The organism is Micromonospora sicca, from assembly GCF_003172935.1.
Lineage (GTDB): Bacteria > Actinomycetota > Actinomycetes > Mycobacteriales > Micromonosporaceae > Micromonospora > Micromonospora sicca.
On the sequence record NZ_QGKS01000229.1, the window covers coordinates 1 to 17,321 of the forward strand.

The 17,321-nt window shown below is 72.2% G+C and carries 14 protein-coding genes and 1 pseudogene; 5 read left to right on the plus strand and 10 right to left on the minus strand.

Going from position 1 to position 17,321, the window contains the following annotated elements; genetic code table 11:
• The coding region (locus tag DKT69_RS15900; protein ID WP_109802331.1) for a GntR family transcriptional regulator at positions 1-741 on the minus strand (741 nt) is incomplete at its 3' end.
• Positions 742-873: 132 nt separating this feature from the next.
• Positions 874-1,743 carry a PAC2 family protein gene (locus DKT69_RS15905; protein ID WP_109802332.1) on the minus strand — a complete coding sequence of 290 codons (870 nt, stop codon included), beginning with the start codon at positions 1,741-1,743 and terminating at the stop codon, positions 874-876.
• Positions 1,744-2,003: 260 nt separating this feature from the next.
• Here DKT69_RS15905 and metH point away from each other — a divergent pair, with 260 nt between their 5' ends.
• On the plus strand, positions 2,004-5,519 hold the full coding sequence (gene metH, locus DKT69_RS15910) for a methionine synthase (protein WP_201749686.1): 3,516 nt from the start codon (positions 2,004-2,006) through the stop codon (positions 5,517-5,519).
• A gap of 866 nt (positions 5,520-6,385) precedes the next feature.
• On the opposite strand, the gene DKT69_RS15915 is transcribed toward metH, so the two are convergent.
• The 3 genes and pseudogenes from DKT69_RS15915 to DKT69_RS39810 form a co-directional block, all read right to left on the minus strand.
• On the minus strand, positions 6,386-6,760 hold the full coding sequence (locus tag DKT69_RS15915; RefSeq protein ID WP_146231102.1) for a hypothetical protein: 375 nt from the start codon (positions 6,758-6,760) through the stop codon (positions 6,386-6,388).
• Positions 6,761-6,930: 170 nt separating this feature from the next.
• Entirely contained in the window at positions 6,931-9,147 is a 2,217-nt protein-coding gene (katG, locus tag DKT69_RS15920) for a catalase/peroxidase HPI (protein WP_109802335.1), read from the minus strand.
• Positions 9,148-9,379: 232 nt separating this feature from the next.
• Positions 9,380-9,886 (minus strand): annotated as a pseudogene (locus DKT69_RS39810) (class I SAM-dependent methyltransferase); the annotation flags it as partial.
• Between the two features lie 151 nt (positions 9,887-10,037).
• On the opposite strand from DKT69_RS39810, the gene DKT69_RS15935 reads away from it, so the two are divergent.
• The 4 genes from DKT69_RS15935 to DKT69_RS15950 all read left to right on the plus strand — a co-directional run bounded on the left by DKT69_RS15935 (position 10,038) and on the right by DKT69_RS15950 (position 12,232).
• Positions 10,038-10,250, plus strand: a complete 213-nt coding sequence (locus DKT69_RS15935) for a hypothetical protein (RefSeq protein WP_109802337.1) — start codon at positions 10,038-10,040, stop codon at positions 10,248-10,250.
• 63 nt (positions 10,251-10,313) lie between these two features.
• Entirely contained in the window at positions 10,314-10,526 is a 213-nt protein-coding gene (locus tag DKT69_RS15940) for a hypothetical protein (RefSeq protein WP_146231103.1), read from the plus strand.
• A gap of 104 nt (positions 10,527-10,630) precedes the next feature.
• A complete protein-coding gene (locus DKT69_RS15945) occupies positions 10,631-11,458 on the plus strand; it encodes a neutral zinc metallopeptidase (protein ID WP_109802343.1) in 828 nt (275 codons plus the stop codon).
• 126 nt (positions 11,459-11,584) lie between these two features.
• Entirely contained in the window at positions 11,585-12,232 is a 648-nt protein-coding gene (locus DKT69_RS15950) for an HAD family hydrolase (protein WP_109802339.1), read from the plus strand.
• Between the two features lie 55 nt (positions 12,233-12,287).
• On the opposite strand, the gene DKT69_RS15955 is transcribed toward DKT69_RS15950, so the two are convergent.
• From DKT69_RS15955 to DKT69_RS39820, 5 genes are all read right to left on the minus strand, one after another.
• Positions 12,288-14,843, minus strand: coding sequence for an ABC transporter permease (locus DKT69_RS15955; protein ID WP_109802340.1), 2,556 nt, complete (start codon positions 14,841-14,843; stop codon positions 12,288-12,290).
• Positions 14,843-15,610 (minus strand): ABC transporter ATP-binding protein, encoded by a 768-nt coding sequence (locus DKT69_RS15960; RefSeq protein WP_109802341.1) that lies wholly within the window; start codon positions 15,608-15,610, stop codon positions 14,843-14,845. Before DKT69_RS15960 ends, DKT69_RS15955 begins: the two co-directional genes overlap by 1 nt.
• Before the next feature lie 316 nt (positions 15,611-15,926).
• The gene (locus tag DKT69_RS15965; protein WP_109802342.1) at positions 15,927-16,613 is read right to left on the minus strand and encodes a response regulator; all 687 of its coding nucleotides are present in this window, start codon (positions 16,611-16,613) and stop codon (positions 15,927-15,929) included.
• Positions 16,614-16,698: 85 nt separating this feature from the next.
• Positions 16,699-16,884 carry a sensor histidine kinase gene (locus DKT69_RS39815; RefSeq protein WP_236647948.1) on the minus strand — a complete coding sequence of 62 codons (186 nt, stop codon included), beginning with the start codon at positions 16,882-16,884 and terminating at the stop codon, positions 16,699-16,701.
• A 154-nt stretch (positions 16,885-17,038) separates the two neighbouring features.
• The coding region (locus tag DKT69_RS39820; protein ID WP_236647949.1) for a histidine kinase dimerization/phosphoacceptor domain-containing protein at positions 17,039-17,321 on the minus strand (283 nt) is incomplete at its 5' end.

Sequence of the window (17,321 nt, forward strand, 5' to 3'; positions counted from 1 at the left end):
GATCTTGTACTCCTCGGTGAGGGTGGTCATCGGGCCGGGCCAGGTGGCCTGGGCGACCTCGATCGGCTTGCGGTGGCCGTCGTAGGCGACGTGCAGCAGGTGCAGCACCGGGGTGTCGGGGCGGATCTGCAGGATCTCCGCCTCCTCCCGGCTGGGCTGGCGGGCGCTGATGGTGTCGGTCGCCGTGGCGTACCGGCGGCCGGTGGCCTCCTCCGCCTCCTGGTAGAGCGGCCGGCCGAACGCCTCGGCCCGCTCCAGCGAGGTACCGGCGGTGTCGGCGGGCAGGAACCAGGACGCGCCGACCTCGACCGGTGACTCGTCGGTGCGGACCAGGTGCCGCCGGCAGAGCAGCTCGGTGCCGTCGGAGACCCCGAACGCGTCGGCGACCTCGGGCGGGGCGGGGGCGCGGCCGACGGAGACGAGCTGCTGCTTGTACCGGGCGGCCAGGTCGGTGTGGTAGCCGCGGAAGCCGCCGTACCGGCCCCGGGCGAGCCGGTTGAGCCGGCGCCGGGTGCCCCGGACGTACGTACCGGAGCCGGGTTTGGTGATCAGGATGCCCTCGACCCGCAGCTGGTCGACGGCGCGCTGCACGGTCTGCTTGGCCACGCTGAACATCTCGGCGATGGCCGGGATGGACGGCAGCCGCTCGCCCGGCGCCCAGTCGCCGCGGCGGACCTGGGCCTTGAGCTGCGCGGCGATCTGCCGGTGCGGGAACTCGGCCGCGCCCGGGTTGATCTGCATGCCCGCCTCCTCATGACAGCTAGGTTCCTAGGATGCCCTAGCGGGTGTGACGGCGCCAGCCCGGACACGCCGAAGAAGCGGGCCCCGGACGAGTCGTCCGGGGCCCGCTGAGCGACAGGGGGGAGGGGCCGGCTACCAGGAGCCGGCGGTCGGGCCGGCGGAGCCGCCGCGGCGGCGCAGGTACTTCTCGAACTCCTGGGCGATCTCGTCCCCGGTCAACGGGGTGATGCCGGCGTCGCCGACCCGCTCCTCCAGCTCGCGGACGTACTCGCCCAGCTCGGCGTCCTGCTCGGCGGCGCTGCGCACCCGCTGCTCCCACTCGGCCGCCTCCTCGGCCAGGTCGGCCATCGGCACCGGCAGGTCGAGCACCTCCTCGACCCGATGCAGCAGCGCGAGGGTGGCCTTCGGGCAGGGCGGGTTGTTCGCGTAGTGCGGCACGTGCACCCAGAACGAGACCGCGTCCACCTCGGCGCGGGTGCAGGCGTCGTGCAGCACCCCGACGATGCCGGTCGGCCCGTCGTAGCGGGTGGGGGTGAGCTGGTAGCGCTGGGCGGCCTCGGCGTCGGACGCGCTGCCGCTGATCGGCAGCGGCCGGGTGTACGGCACGTCGGCCAGCAGGGCGCCGAGCAGCACCACCCGCTCGACCTCCAGGCTGTGGCAGATCTCCAGCACCTGCTCGCAGAAGGTGCGCCAGCGCATGCTCGGCTCGATGCCGCGGATCAGCACCACGTCCCGCTCGGTGCCCTGCGGGCTGGCCACCATGAAGCGCGTGGTGGGCCACTCCACCCGGCGGGTCTCGCCCTCGGCCATGGTGATGGTCGGCCGGCTCACCTGGAAGTCGTAGAAGTCCTCCGGGTCCAGCTCGGTCACCTGCCGGGCCTGCCAGACCTGCTCCAGGTGCTCCACGGCGGCGGTGGAGGCGTCCGCGGCGTCGTTCCAGCCCTCGAAGGCCGCGATGGCGACCGGGGACCGCAGCACCGGCAGCCCGTCGAACTCGGTCACGCCGTCACCTCGCACTGCTCGTCGGGAGCGGCGCCGGGACGCTGCCCCGACATCCGCCCGCCGGGCACGCTGGCGTCCCTGATGTCCTTCACGTCCGCCAGCCTACGTGCCGGCTGGGGATGCGGCCCGCCGGCCGCGCCGGTCGCGGGTCGGACCAGCCGCGCCAAACAGTCAAACCGGACTCGGTGATCCCGCTGACAGTATGTGGGAAGGCCAGCATGGCTCGACCAGGGCGCGAGACGTCGCACTAACCTGGCCGTGTGCGGACTTCGTTGCTGGATGTGCTCGCGGACCGGATCCTCATCGCCGACGGGGCGATGGGGACGATGCTGCAGGCGGCCGACCTGACCCTCGACGACTTCGAGGGGCTGGAGGGCTGCAACGAGATCCTCAACGTCACCCGGCCGGACGTCGTCCGCGGGGTGCACGACGCCTACCTGGCGGCCGGCGCGGACTGCGTCGAGACCAACACCTTCGGCGCGAACCTCGCCAACCTCGGCGAGTACGACATCCAGCACCGGATCCGGGAGCTCTCCGCGGCCGGCGCGCGGATCGCCCGGGAGGCCGCCGACGCGTACGCCACCCCGGAGCGGCCCCGCTTCGTGCTCGGCTCGATCGGCCCGGGCACCAAGCTGCCCACCCTCGGGCACGCCGCGTACGTCACCCTGCGGGACGCGTACCAGGAGAACGCCGCCGGTCTAATCTCCGGCGGCGCGGACGCGCTGATCGTGGAGACCTGCCAGGACCTGCTCCAGGTGAAGGCCGCGGTGGTCGGCTCGCATCGGGCGATGGCCGAGACCGGGCGGAAGGTCCCGCTGATCTGCCACGTCACCGTGGAGACCACCGGCACCATGCTGTTGGGCAGCGAGATCGGCGCGGCGCTCACCGCGATCGAGCCGCTCGGCGTGGACCTGATCGGCCTGAACTGCGCGACCGGCCCGGCGGAGATGAGCGAGCACCTGCGCTACCTCTCCCAGCACGCCCGGGTGCCGCTGTCGGTGATGCCCAACGCCGGCCTTCCGCAGCTGACCTCCGACGGCGCGGTCTACCCGCTGACCCCGGTGGAGCTGGCCGACGCCCTCGAGCGCTTCGTCTCCGAGTACGGCGTCTCGCTGATCGGCGGCTGCTGCGGCAGCACGCCGGAGCACATCCGGGTAGTAGCGGAGCGGCTGCACGGCGTCCGCCCCGGCCCCCGGGAGCCGCGGCAGGACGCCGGCGTCTCCTCGATCTACCACCACGTGCCGTTCGCCCAGGACGCCAGCGTGCTGATGGTGGGGGAGCGGACCAACGCCAACGGCTCGAAGGCGTTCCGCGAGGCGATGCTCGCCGCCGACTGGCAGGCCTGCGTGGAGATCGCCCGTAGCCAGGCCCGGGACGGCTCGCACCTGCTGGACCTGTGCGTCGACTACGTGGGCCGGGACGGCACGCAGGACATGCGTGAGCTGGCCGGCCGGTTCGCCACCGCCTCCACACTGCCGATCGTGCTGGACTCGACGGAGCCGCCGGTGATCGAGGCCGGGCTGGAGATGCTCGGCGGACGCTGCGTGGTCAACTCGGTGAACTTCGAGGACGGGGACGGCCCGGAGTCCCGCTACGCCCGGGTGATGCCGGTGGTCGCCGAGCACGGCGCCGCCGTGGTCGCCCTCCTGATCGACGAGGAGGGTCAGGCCCGTACGAAGGACTGGAAGGTCCGGGTCGCGAGCCGGCTGATCGAGGACCTGACGACCCGGTGGGGGCTGCGCCGCTCGGACATCCTGATCGACGCGCTGACCTTCCCGATCGCCACCGGCCAGGAGGAGACCCGCCGGGACGGCATCGAGACCATCGAGGCGATCCGGGAGATCGCCGCCCGCTACCCGGGGGTGAACTTCACCCTGGGCATCTCCAACGTCTCCTTCGGGCTCAATCCGGCGGCCCGGCAGGTGCTCAACTCGGTCTTCCTGCACGAGTGCGTGCAGGCCGGGCTGACTTCGGCGATCGTGCACGCCAGCAAGATCCTGCCGATGTCGAAGATCCCCGAGGAGCAGCGGGAGGCGGCCCTCGACCTGGTCTACGACCGGCGTCGCGAGGGGCACGACCCGGTGCAGCGGTTCATCGAGATCTTCGAGGGGGTGGACGCCGCGTCGGCGCGGGCCACCCGGGCCGAGGAGCTGGCCGCGCTGCCGCTGGACGAGCGGCTGAAGCGGCGGATCATCGACGGCGAGCGCAACGGCCTGGAGGCCGACCTGGACGCGGCGATGGCCGGCGGCCGGTCGCCGCTGTCCATCATCAACGACCTGCTGCTCGACGGCATGAAGGTGGTCGGCGAGCTGTTCGGCTCCGGCCAGATGCAGCTGCCGTTCGTGCTCCAGTCCGCCGAGGTGATGAAGACGGCGGTGGCCTACCTGGAGCCGCACATGGAAAAGGCCGACGACGGCGGCAAGGGCCGGATCGTGCTCGCCACCGTCAAGGGCGACGTGCACGACATCGGCAAGAACCTGGTCGACATCATCCTGTCCAACAACGGCTACGAGGTCGTCAACATCGGCATCAAGCAGCCGATCAACGCCATCCTCGACGCGGCCGAGCAGCACCGGGCCGACGCGATCGGCATGTCCGGGCTGCTGGTCAAGAGCACCGTCATCATGAAGGAGAACCTGGCCGAGATGGCCACGCGCGGGGTCGCCGAGCGCTGGCCGGTCCTGCTCGGCGGGGCGGCGCTCACCCGGGCGTACGTCGAGGACGACCTCCGGTCGGTCTTCCCCGGCCAGGTGCACTACGCCCGCGACGCGTTCGAGGGGCTGTCCCTGATGGACCGGGTGATGACGGCCAAGCGCGGCGGCGCGCCCGTCGTCGACCCGGAGCGGGAGGCGGCCCTGGCCGCCCGGCGGGCGCGGCGGGAGCGGCAGCGGGCGATGGTCAGCGAGGCGCTGCCGGAGCTGGACGATGCCTCGGTCCGCTCCGATGTGGCCACCGACGTAGCGGTGCCCACCCCGCCGTTCTTCGGCACCCGGGTGGTCAAGGGGGTGCCGCTGGCCGACTACGCGGCGCTGCTCGACGAGCGGGCCACCTTCCTCGGCCAGTGGGGGCTACGCGGCGCCCGGGGCGGCACGGGACCGTCGTACGAGGAGCTGGTGGAGACCGAGGGGCGGCCGCGGCTGCGGTACTGGCTGGACCGGCTGATCGCCGACCAGGTCCTCGAGGCCGCGGTGGTGTACGGCTACTTCCCGGCGTACTCAGAGGGCAACGACCTGGTGGTGCTGGACGAGAACGGCAACGCGGAGCGGGCCCGGTTCTCCTTCCCGCGGCAGCGGCAGGAGCGGCGGCTCTGCCTGGCCGACTTCTTCCGTCCCAAGGGCGACGAGCTGGACGTGGTGGCGTTGCAGCTGGTCACCGTCGGGCAGCCGATCAGCGAGTACACGGCGAAGATGTTCGCCGCCAACTCCTACCGCGACTATCTGGAGGTGCACGGGCTCTCGGTGCAGCTCACCGAGGCCCTGGCGGAGTACTGGCACCGGCGGATCCGCACCGAGCTGACCCTGCCGGGTGGGCGGACGGTGGCCGAGGACGATCCGGCGGACCTGGCCGGCCTGCTGCGCACCGACTACCGCGGCTGCCGGTACGCGTTCGGCTATCCGGCGTGCCCGGATCTGGAGGACCGGGCGAAGATCGTGAAGCTGCTGGGCGCCGAGCGGATCGGCGTGCAGCTGTCCGAGGAGTTCCAGCTGGTGCCGGAGCAGGCCACCGACGCCATCGTGGTGCACCACCCGGAGGCGAACTACTTCAACGCCAAGTGACGGCGGTGGCGGGCGGCCCGCCCGAGCCGACCGGCCCGGCCGCGTAGGCCATCCGGGACGGCGCCGGCACGGCCACCTACGGATCCGGCGGATCGACGGCCGAGAGGTGACCTCGGCTCGTAGGCTCCCCAGCCATGGGGTCACTTAAGCCGTCGGTCGTCGCCGTCCTCTGCTTCCTGGTGCCGTTCGCCATCGCGGCCGCGGCGATCTGGTGGGCCACCCGCCGACGCCGAAAGTGAAGGGGCGACCGATGGTCAGCATCGGTCGCCCCTTCAGATTCGGCACCTGCGTTCCGAATCAGCCCTGCTCGCGTAGCCACGCCTTCAGCTCGTCGACCGGCCGCTCGCCGTCGATCTCCGGCATCTCGCCACGCCGGCCGCTTCGGCAGGTCGTGGCCGCCCTGCTCGCGGCTCAGCTCGGCGAGCAGGCTCGGGTCGCCGTTGGCCGCCGCGTCGGCCGCCCGGGCCAGCCGGGTGATCTGCTCGTCTCGCACCTGGTGCCGCTTCGCCTCGTCGGCCCGGCCGCACTCGTAGCCGGTATCGAAAGCCACGTCGAACTCGTGGTCGGAACCGTAGGTCCGGCGCTGCCGGCGGACCCTCTTTCGCCGGTACCGGCGGACGTCGGGCGTGGAGGCGTGACCGTGGCCTACTCCCCCTTCACCCCGGTCCGCTCGGGTTCGGCCGTCTCCGGCCGTCTCAGCCGGCCCCTTCCGTTGATCGCTGCCGGCCGCCTGCCGGCGTGCGTCGCGGCGGGTCAGCTCGTCGAGGCAGGCACCGCGGCGGGCAGCGGGGCCACCCCACCGCGGCGAGGGCGTCACCGCGACGGTGCCGCCCTCGGTCAGCGGATGCGTGGCCGGGCTTGCTTCGCTACGCCGACTTGCAGGTCTGGTACGCCTTCCGGAAGCCGGGGTCGCTGGCCGCGTCCGGCGCGGCGGTGAACTCGCCGTCGCCGAACCCCCACCCCGCCGGCGCGCCCGTCGAGGCGTCCGCCAGCCACAGGTTGCGGCCGTTGTTGCAGCGGAACGCGCCGAGGACCCGGACATCGCCGGCAGGGTCGAGACATCCACCCTCAGCCTTCGCCTGGTCGATCTTCTGGCCCGGCTTCAGCAGGTCGCTGCATGCAGGCAGCGTGGCCGGGGCCGGCGCGGGCGCGGTGCTGCTGCTGCTGTCTCCACCATCCCCGCATCCGATCAGGGCGAGCAGCAGGGCAGTGGTGGCGGTGTGTGTGAGCATGCGGACCATGGCGGGCACCATACAGAAATCGGCCGAGCTCTCGCTGCCCCTATCGGCGCGCCTCGCGAGCCGAACGGTGGACTCTGTCCAGGCCAAGGATGCGGACGACCTCGCCCACCCCCATCTGACCTGGACAGAGGAGCCCCGGTCGCGTCCTCGGTGACCGGGGCCCCTTCGCGTCAGGCGAGGTCGTACCGGTCCAGGTTCATGACCTTGACCCACGCCGCGACGAAGTCCCGGACGAACTTCTCCTGCGCGTCGTCACTGGCGTAGACCTCCGCGATGGTGCGGAGCTGGGAGTTCGAACCGAAGACGAGGTCGACGGCGGTGGCGGTCCACTTGACCTCACCGGTGGCGCGGTCCCGAATTTCGAACACGTTCTCGGCCGAGGTGGACGCCTTCCACTCGGCGCCGTTGTCGAGCAGGTTCACGAAGAAGTCGTTCGTCAACGTCTCGGGCCGGTCGGTGAAGACGCCGTGTCGCGCCTGCCCCACGTTGGCGTTCAGGGCCCGCATGCCGCCGATCAGGACCGTCATCTCCGGAGCGGTCAGCGTCAACAGGTTGGCCCGGTCCAGCAGCAGGGTCTCCGGCGACAACTTCTCTCCGGCTCGCAGGTAGTTGCGGAACCCGTCCGCCTTCGGCTCGAGCACGGCGAACGACTCCACGTCGGTCTGCTCCTGGGAGGCGTCCGTGCGCCCCGGCGCGAACGGGACCGTGACGTGGTGCCCGGCGTTCCTGGCCGCCTGCTCGACGGCCGCGCAGCCGCCCAGGACGGTCAGGTCGGCGAGCGAGACCTTCTTCCCACCGGACTGTGAGTTGTTGAAATCCTGCTGGATCCGCTCCAGGGTCTGCAGCACCGTGGCGAGTTCGGCCGGGTCGTTGACCGCCCAATTCTTCTGCGGTTCGAGGCGGATCCGCGCCCCGTTCGCCCCGCCGCGCTTGTCCGTGCCGCGGAAGCTCGCCGCCGACGCCCAAGCGGTCAGGGCCAGCTGCGAGATGGACAGTCCCGATGCGAGCAGCTTGGCCTTGAGGTCGGCGATGTCCTCGTCCGCGATCAGCTCGTGGTCGACCGCTGGGACGGGGTCCTGCCACAGCTGCGGCTCCGGAACCCACGGGCCGAGGTAGCGCGTGGCGGGTCCCATGTCCCGGTGCAACAGCTTGTACCACGCCTTGGCGAACCCCTCCGCGAACTGGTCCGGATTCTCCAGGAAGCGCCGCGAGATCTGCTCGTAGATCGGGTCGACCCGCAGCGCGAGGTCGGTCGTCGCCATCATCGGGGCGTGCCTGACCGAGGGGTCGTGCGCGTCGGGCACGGCGTTCGCCCCCGCACCGTCCTTCGGCTTCCACTGCTTCGCGCCGGCCGGGCTCTGGGTCAGCTCCCACTCGTACCCGAACAGCGTCTCGAAGAAGCTGTTGTCCCAGGTGATCGGGGTGGGCGTCCACGCGCCCTCGAGCCCGCTGGTGATCGTGTCCTTGCCCTTGCCGCTGCCGAAGGAGTTCTTCCAGCCGAGGCCCTGATGGTCGATGGGGCAGCCCTCGGGCTCGGGGCCGACCAGGCTCGGGTCGCCCGCACCGTGGGTCTTGCCGAATGTGTGGCCGCCGGCGATGAGTGCGACGGTCTCCTCGTCGTTCATCGCCATGCGGCGGAAGGTCTCCCGGATGTCCCGGGCGGACGCCAGCGGATCCGGGGTGCCGTTGGGACCCTCCGGATTCACGTAGATGAGGCCCATCTGCACCGCGCCGAGAGGACCGGCGAGTTCCCTGTCACCGGCGTAGCGCTCGTCTCCGAGCCACGTGTCCTCGGGCCCCCAGAAGATCTCCTCGGGCTCCCAGATGTCCTCTCGCCCGAAGCCGAAGCCGAAGGTCTTGAAGCCCATCGACTCCAGGGCGACGTTGCCGGCGAAGACCAGGAGGTCGGCCCAGGAGACCTTCCGGCCGTACTTCTGCTTGACCGGCCAGAGCAGGCGGCGGGCCTTGTCGAGGTTCGCGTTGTCGGGCCAACTGTTCAGGGGGGCGAAGCGCTGGGCGCCGTCGCCGGCGCCGCCACGGCCGTCTTCGATGCGGTACGTGCCGGCGGCGTGCCAGCTCATCCGGATGAAGAGCGGCCCGTAGTGGCCGTAGTCGGCCGGCCACCAGTCCTGCGACGTCGTCATCACGTCGAGGACGTCCTGCTTGAGTTCCTCCACCTTGAGGGTCTTGAACTCCTCGGCGTAGTCGAAGTCGTCGCCCATCGGAGTGGCTCGCGGCGCATGCTGCTGGAGAACCTGCAGGTTCAGCTGATTCGGCCACCAGTCCTGGTTCGTCCTCGGCCGCCAAGTCGGCTTGGGAGCCGGGGAGGGGATTGCGGGGTTCTCGCTTTCGCTGATGCTCTCAGTCGCGGCCTTCTTGTCAGACACGTCGGTCCTTCTCCTGTCTTGATGTCTCGTCCTGTCAACTGTTTGCTGGTGCCGCGAGACACTCGGGGCACACGCCCCAGTAGGTGACCTCGGCCTCGTCGATCGAGAAGCCCTGGTCTTCGGACGCGGTCAGGCAGGGAGCCCGGCGCCCGGTCGGCGCCGTCGCTGAGACGTCGGGGCCGAGGAGCCGTCCCGGACATCCGCCGCCACCGGATCCGAGGGTAGGTGGGGATCAGTCCACCCGGCCGCAGGCGAGCAGCGCGGCGGTCGGCAGGGCGAGCTGCGCGTCGGTGTCGCGGTAGCGGGCGCTGAGCAGGTCGTACTGCTGGCGGATCCGCTCGCGCACCGCCGTGGGCTGCCGTTCCAGCGCCAGGCCGATGGTCCCGATGCCGTTTGCGGGGCCGGCCCACCAGGCCTCCGGGTCGGCGCGGTGCTCCCAGGCCAGGGTCACGCACCGCACGTCGGTCAGGCCGGCCGCCGCCAACAGGCCGGTCAGGCCCTCCTCGGTACGGGGGAAGTCGTGCTCCGGCGCCAGGCGGGGCAGGTCCGTCGGTGTCTCGACGCCGGCGGCGGCGACCGCCTCGCCCCAGAGCCGTTGCAGCGGTGGCCGCGGACTCGGCCAGATGGTGACCGCCACCGCTCCGCCGGGTCGCACCACCCGGCGCAGTTCGGCTGCTGCGGCGGCCGGGTCCGCGACGTGGTTGAGCACGAAGTTGGCCACGGCCGCGTCGAAACCGCCGGCCGAAACTGCGCTCGTACGCTGCGGCCCGCCCGACCCAGCGGGATCGTTCGTCGGCGTCGAAGTCCGTGGCGATCATGGACGGCAGGGTAGTCGTGTCTCGCCTGACCAGCCGCCCCACGACATGCGCGCGGGTCCTACCGTGCAGGGCATGATGACGACTCTGGTGGTGCTCGCGGTGGTGGCCGCGGTCTTCGCGGCCGGGTACGGCTTCGTGGCCTGGCGTGATCGGGCCCGCCAGGCCTCCGGCGAGGAGTCCGCCGCCGCCCGGGACGCCCGCGCCCGGCAGCAGCGGTACGAGGCGGAGCGGCACGGGGCGCAGGGCGAGGCGCGGCACCGCGACCGCGGTCAGTCCCCCTTCTGACCCGAGCGCCGGAGCGGCCCGGCCGGCCCCCCATCGGGTGCGCGACCGTCCTACCGTTCGGGCATGAGGAGTCTCGTGGTGGTACTCGCGGTCCTGACCGTGCTCGTGGCGGCGGCCGTCGCGTACGTCAGCTGGCGTGACCGTCGGAGGCTGAGCTCCGACGATGACCCGGAGGTCGTCCGGGCCGCCCGGGGCGAGCGGCACCGTCGCGAGGCCGAGCGGCAGCACGCGCAGAGCGACGGCTGGAACCGCGGTGGCCACGGCTTCACGGGCTGAACGGGCGAGCGGCAGTACCCGTTGGCTCCGGCGGACGTTCTGGGCCCGGACCGGGCACTGCTACGGGGTTCGCCGCTGCGACCCGTGAACGATCGCCCGCGGTGGTGCGTGATCACCGGTGGGCATCATCCGCGCGCGGTCGGGGTACTGGGCAGGGACAGTTACGAGGCCGGGAGGCAACCGTGGGGGAGAGCGCGGGACGTCGGCGGCCGGGCCCGCTCGCCGGTCTGCTGGTGGCGGTGGTGGTCGCCGCCGGCTGCATGGGGGGCGGACTGGACCAGGGTGAGCCGCAACAGCCGGGCCCGCGGCAGACCCGGCAGCCCGCCTCGCCGGGGGCGCAGACCACCCGGGCGGACGGCACCACCAGTGTCGCCGAGTTCAAGCAGGACTTCAACGACGCCGTGGGCAGCGCCGAGGCCTACTGGACGGCCCAGTTCCAGGCCTCCGGCAAGCGGTTCCAGCCGGTCCGGCGGGTGGTGCCGTACACCCGGGAGGGGGAGGTCTCCTGCGGCGGGCAACGGCTGCCGCGCAACAACGCCGTGTACTGCTCGGCCGGGGACTTCATCGCCTACGACGTGAACTGGTCGGTGGCCGCGTTCCGGCAGATCGGCGACGCGTTCCTGTTCTATCTGCTCGGCCACGAGTACGCCCACGGCATCCAGGTCCGCCTCGGCATCCGCTACAACTTCACCATCCAGCAGGAGTTGCAGGCCGACTGCATGGCCGGGGCGTACCTGGGCGACTCGGTCCGCGACGACCGGTTGACCGTCGAGGAGGGCGACCTGGACGAGTTCCGGGAGGGGCTGCTCGCGGTCGGCGACGACCCGGACCAGCCCTGGTTCGCCGAGGGCTCGCACGGCACCGCCGAGCAGCGCACCGACTCGTTCTTCCGCGGCTACGAGAAGTCCCTGGATGCCTGCGGGCTGGGCTGAGCGCGGTGATGCCGCAGGTCACGCCCGGTCCATCCGGCGGGCGGCGGACCGGGCCCGGCTGAGAGGATCGGCGGGTAGGCCCGCATCCGTCAGGAGGCTCCGCTGAGCAGCAACCATCCCGCCGCCGTGCTCTTCGACATGGACGGCACCCTCGTCGACAGCGAGAAGCTGTGGGACGTCGCGTTGCAGGAACTCGCGGCGGTGTACGGGGGCAGCATGTCCGACGCGGCCCGCAAGTCGATCATCGGCACGAGCATGGCCGACTCCATGCGGATCCTGCACGACGACCTCGGCCAGCCCGAGCGTGACCCGGAGGTCAGCGCCGCCTGGATCAACGCCCGCATCCTGGACCTGTTCCGCACCGGCCTGCGGTGGCGGCCGGGCGCGTTGGCGCTGCTGCGGGCGGTCCGCGCGGCGGGCATCCCCACCGCCCTGGTCACTTCCAGCGGCCGGCCGCTGGTCGAGGTCGCCCTCGACACGCTGGGGCGGGACAGCTTCGACGCGGTGGTCTGCGGCGACGAGGTGGACGCGGCCAAGCCGCACCCGGAGCCGTACCTGACCGCCGCCCGGCTGCTCGGCGTGCCGATCGGCCGCTGCGTGGCGATCGAGGACTCGCCGACCGGGGTGGCCAGCGCCCTCGCCGCCGGAGCCGCCGTGCTGGCCGTACCGGCGGAGGTGCCGCTGCCGCCCACGGACGGCGTACACCAGTTGGAAAGCCTGACCGCGGCGGACCTGGAGCTGCTGGCGGCGCTGCTCGGCGAACCGCCGGCCTGACCGCGACACGAAGGGGGCCCCGCCGGGTCGGCGGGACCCCTCGTCGTGTGCGGGGTCAGTCGTGGGCGATGGCGCCCAGCACGTTGATCCGCGCGGCGCGCACCGCGGGCAGCACCGCGGCGATCACGCCGATGATCGCGGCCAGGACGAGGAAGACCCCCATCTGGCCCCAGGGCAGGATCAGGTCGGTGATGCCCTCGTCCTTGAGCGCCCGGACCACCGCGGCGCCCAGGCCGGTGCCGACCGCCACGCCCAGCAGCGCCCCGAAGATCGAGATCACCACCGCCTCGACGGTGATCATGCGCATGGTCTGCGCCCGGCGCAGCCCGATCGCCCGCAGCAGGCCCAGCTCGCGGGTCCGCTCCAGCACCGACAGGGCCAGGGTGTTGATGATGCCGAGCACCGCGATCACGATGGCCAGCGCCAGCAGGATCTGGATCATCCGCAGCGGGGTGTCCAGCTGGCTGGTCTGCTGCTTGATGAACGCGTCCCGGTCGGCCACCGACACCTCCGGGCTGTCGGCCAGCAGCGTCTCCACCCGCGGCTGCACGTCGGCGACCTTCGCGCCGGGCGCGAGCTGCACGAAGCCCTGGATGGGCTGCGGGATGGCGAAGTCGGCGGCCGCCTGCGGCGGCAGCAGCACCGGGTTGGTCAGCTCGGAACTCTCGTAGATGCCGCTGACCGTGTACGTGCGGGCCTCGCCCCGGGACAGCTGCACCGTGACCTGGGAGCCGACCGACACGTTGCGCGACTTGGCGGTGTCGGAGCTGAACAGCATCTGATCGGGGCCGAGCCGGCTGATGTCACCGGCGGTGGCCTTCGCGCCGAAGATCCGCTGCAGCGCAGCGACGTTGCTCGACGCCGCCACCCAGGTACGGGTGCCGTTGACCGTGCCCATGTCGCCGTACTCCCCGTCGACCAGCTGGACGCCCGGGATCGCCGCGGCCTTCTCCAGCACCGCGGGGTCGAAGCTCGGCGGGCGCGGCCCGCTCTGCGCCCCGGAGATCACCAGTTCGGCCTTGATGGTGTCCGCGGCCAGCTTGCTGATGCTGCCCTTGGCCGAGTCGAGGATCACCGTCACCCCGGTCACCAGGGCGATGCCGACCATCAGCGCGGCCGCGGTGATCGCGGTGCGGCGCGGGTTGCGGCCCGAGTTGAGCCGGCCCAGCTTGCCCGGCACCGACCAGGAGAAGAGCGCGCCGAGCAGGGAGACCACCGGCCGGCTGATCAGCGGGGTCAGCAGCGCCACCCCGATGAAGGCGAAGAGCACGCCGCCGAGGATGGTGGCCAGGGTGTTGTCGCCGGCGTGACCGTCCAGGCCGAGGAAGAGCAGCACGGCGCCGATCGCGGTGACGATCCCGCCGGCCACCGTGACCTTGGTCAGCGGCCGGTCCGGGGTGGCCACGTCCTGCATCGCGGCGATCGGCGGGATCCGGGACGCCCGCAGCGCGGGCAGCAGCGCCGCCACCACGGTGATCACCAGGCCGACGCCGAAGGCGCCGATCACCGCCGCCGGCGGCACGCCGAGCCCGGCCAGGCTCAGCCCGCCGGCCAGCTTGCCGAACAGGTACGCCAGCAGCGCGCCCACGCCGATGCCGGCGGCCAGCCCCAGTACGGAGGCGATCAGGCCGACCGCGATGGCCTCCAGCACCACCGAGCCGATGATCTGCCGCCCGCTCGCCCCGATGGCCCGCATCAGGGCCAGCTCCCGGGTGCGCTGGGCGACGATGATCGAGAAGGTGTTGAGGATCAGGAAGGTGCCGACCAGCAGCGCCACCGCGGCGAAGCCGAGCAGGACCTTGTTGAAGAAGGAGAGCGCCTCCTTCAGGCTGGCCGCCTGGTCGGCGGCGGCCTGCTCGCCGGTCTTCACCTCGTAGCCGGCGCCCAGGGCGGCCGACACGTCGTCGCGCAGCCGCTCGGCCGACACGCCGTCCGCGGCCTGCACACTGACGCTGCTGAACGTGTCCGGCTTGCCCAGCATCAGCCGCTGCGCCACCGGGGTGGTGAAGACGACCTCGTTCACCCCGCCCATCGAGTCCCGGCCACCGCTGTAGCCGAAGACGCCGACGATGGTGAACTCCTTCTTCGGCTCCAGGGTCAGCACACCGACCCGGTCACCGACCTTGACCTTCGCCGCGTCCGCGAGGGCCTGGTTGATGACGATCTCGTCGTCGGCCCGGGGCTCCCGGCTGCCGTCGCGGAGCTGGATCAGGTCGTTCTCGCCGACCCAGTTCTCGCCCAGCTGCGGCGGACCGAACGAGGTCACCACCTTGCCGTTGCTGCCGATCAGCCGGGCGCCGTCGGCGTTGACCAGGCCGGTGACGTCCGTCGCGCCCGGCACCTTCGCCTTCACCTGGTCGACCACGGACGCCGGCACCGGGGCGGCGACCTGCTCGCCCTCGGCCTCGCTGAGCTCGACCTTCGGCTTCGCCGAGACGATCACGTCGATGTTCGAGTACCCGTCGGCGAAGACCGCGTCGAACGACCGGCCCAGGGTGTCGGTCAGCACGAACGCGCCGGAGACGAACATGACGCCCAGCACGACGGCCAGGCCGGACAGCAGGAGGCGCACCTTGCGCGCCAGCAGACTCTTCCACGTGGCGCGGAACATCAGCGCGCCACCTCGGCGGGAGTGTCGAGCTTCTTCATGGTGTCCAGCACCGTGTCGGCGGTCGGCTCCACCAGTTCGGAGACGATCTGCCCGTCGGCCAGGAAGATCACCCGGTCGGCGTACGCGGCGGCGGTCGGGTCGTGGGTGACCATCACGATGGTCTGGCCGTGCTCGCGTACCGAGTTGCGCAGGAAGTTGAGCACCTCCGCGCCGGAACGGGAGTCCAGGTTGCCGGTCGGCTCGTCGGCGAAGATCACCTCGGGGCGGGCGACGAGGGCCCGCGCGCAGGCCACCCGCTGCTGCTGGCCGCCGGAGAGCTGCGCCGGCCGGTGCTTCAGCCGGTCCCGCAGTCCGACCGTGTCGATCACCGTGTCGTACCAGGCCGGGTCCGGCTTGCGGCCGGCGATCGACAGCGGCAGCAGGATGTTCTCCTGGGCGGTGAGCGTGGGCAGCAGATTGAACTGCTGGAAGATGAAGCCGACCTTGTCCCGGCGGAGCTTGGTCAACCCGGAGTCGCCGAGCCCGGTCACCGTCGTCTCGCCGATCGACACCGTGCCCCGGGTCACCGAGTCCAGGCCCGCCAGACAGTGCATCAGCGTCGACTTGCCCGAGCCGGACGGCCCCATGATCGCGGTGAACCGGCCGCGCTCGAACTCCGCGGTCACCCCCCGCAGCGCGGCGACCTGCGCCTCACCGCTGCCGTACAACTTCCACACCTCGTTGGCCCGGGCCGCGGCCTGCACCTGCGGACCCACCGTCGCGGTCACGTCATCTACCTCTTCCGTCTGCCTGCTTTTTCCGCACCGCCCCCGCTGGCCGGTGCGGCAGTTTCCATCCTCGGCCCGGCGGCTGGAGGATCCGTCCACCCCCGGACGTATCCGGTGCCGGAGATCGCGCTGCGGGTCGGCCCCGATCCCGACTCAGGGTTGCCCCTGACCCGGCCGGAGTCGACCGGTTTCCCGCACCGCCGGGACGTCGTCGTCGACGCCGACGCTAGGGCCTGACGTCGCGTCATGGTCAACCCCGCCGCGCCGCCGATGGTCACGGTAGGTGACAAGGGCAACTGCGCGGCCGGGCCGCCGATCACGCCCCCGGACGCACCAGACCCGTCTCGTACGCCAGCACGACCGCCTGCACCCGGTCGCGCAGCCCCAGCTTGGTCAGCACGTGCCCGACGTGGGTCTTGATGGTGGTCTCGCTTACCGACAGCGCCCGGGCGATCTCCGCGTTGGACAGCCCCCGGGCGACCTGCACCAGCACCTCACGTTCGCGCTCGGTCAGCGTCTTGAGGGCCTTCGGCGGGCTCGCCGCCGGGTCGGGCAGCGCGTCGGCGAAGCGGTCCAGCAGCCGCTTGAGGATCCGCGGCGCCACCACCGCCTCCCCGGCGGCCACCGTCCGGATCGCGGTGACCAGGTCCTCCGCCGGCACGTCCTTGGCCAGGAACCCGCTCGCCCCGGCCCGCAGCGCGCCGACCACGTACTCGTCCAGGTCGAAGGTGGTCAGGATCAACACCCGGACCGGCAGCCGGGCGTCGACGATGGCCCGGGTCGCGGCGACCCCGTCCATCCGGGGCATCCGGATGTCCATCAGCACCACGTCCGGCAGCAGCCGCCGGGACAGCTCCACCGCCTCCAGGCCGTCCCCGGCCTCGGCGACGATGTCCAGGTCGTCCTCCGTGCCGAGCACCATCCGGAAGCCGGTACGCAGCAGCGGCTGGTCGTCGGCGAGCAGGATCCGCACCGGCCGCGCCGGCGCAGTGCTGTCGGTCATCGGATCTCCCCGTCGTGCTGCTCGTGCCGCCCCGGCCCGCCGGGCCGACGTCGTCCGTCGTGCCGGCGTCGCCCGCGTCGGCCGGTCACGCGAGAACCACCCCGACCGGCTCCAGCGGGATCCGCGCGTACACCCGGAAACCGCCGCCCGGCCGCGGACCGGTCCGCAGGATCCCACCGTAGAGGGCGACCCGCTCGCGCATGCCGACCAGCCCGTGCCCGATCCAGTCGGGTGTCGGACCCGGGCCGCGCCCGGTGTCGGTGACCTCCACCGCCAGGGGGAACCGTCGGCGAAGGTGAGCCGGACCAGCGCCGTCGCCGTCCCGGCGTGCTTGAGCGCGTTGGTCAGCGCCTCCTGCACGATCCGGTACACGGTCAGCGCCACCCCCTCTTCCATCGGGCCGGGCCTGCCGTCCACCCGCAGCGTCACCGGCAGGCCCGCCTCCCGCACCTGCTCGACCAGCGCCTCGATGCCGGCCAGGCCGGGCTGCGGGCGAGGTCGGCGGCCGGCTCCGCGTCGGTACGCAGCACGTCCAGCAGCCGGCGCAGCTCCCGCAGCGTGGCCCGGCTGGTCTCCTCGATGGTGGCGATCGCCTCGTCCGCCGTGTCCAGGTCCCGGCGCAACACCCGGCGGGCGCCGGTGGCCAGCAGCTGCCCGAACACTTGCTGAAGGCCGACCACAGGCGGCCGATGCCGAACCACCCTCCCC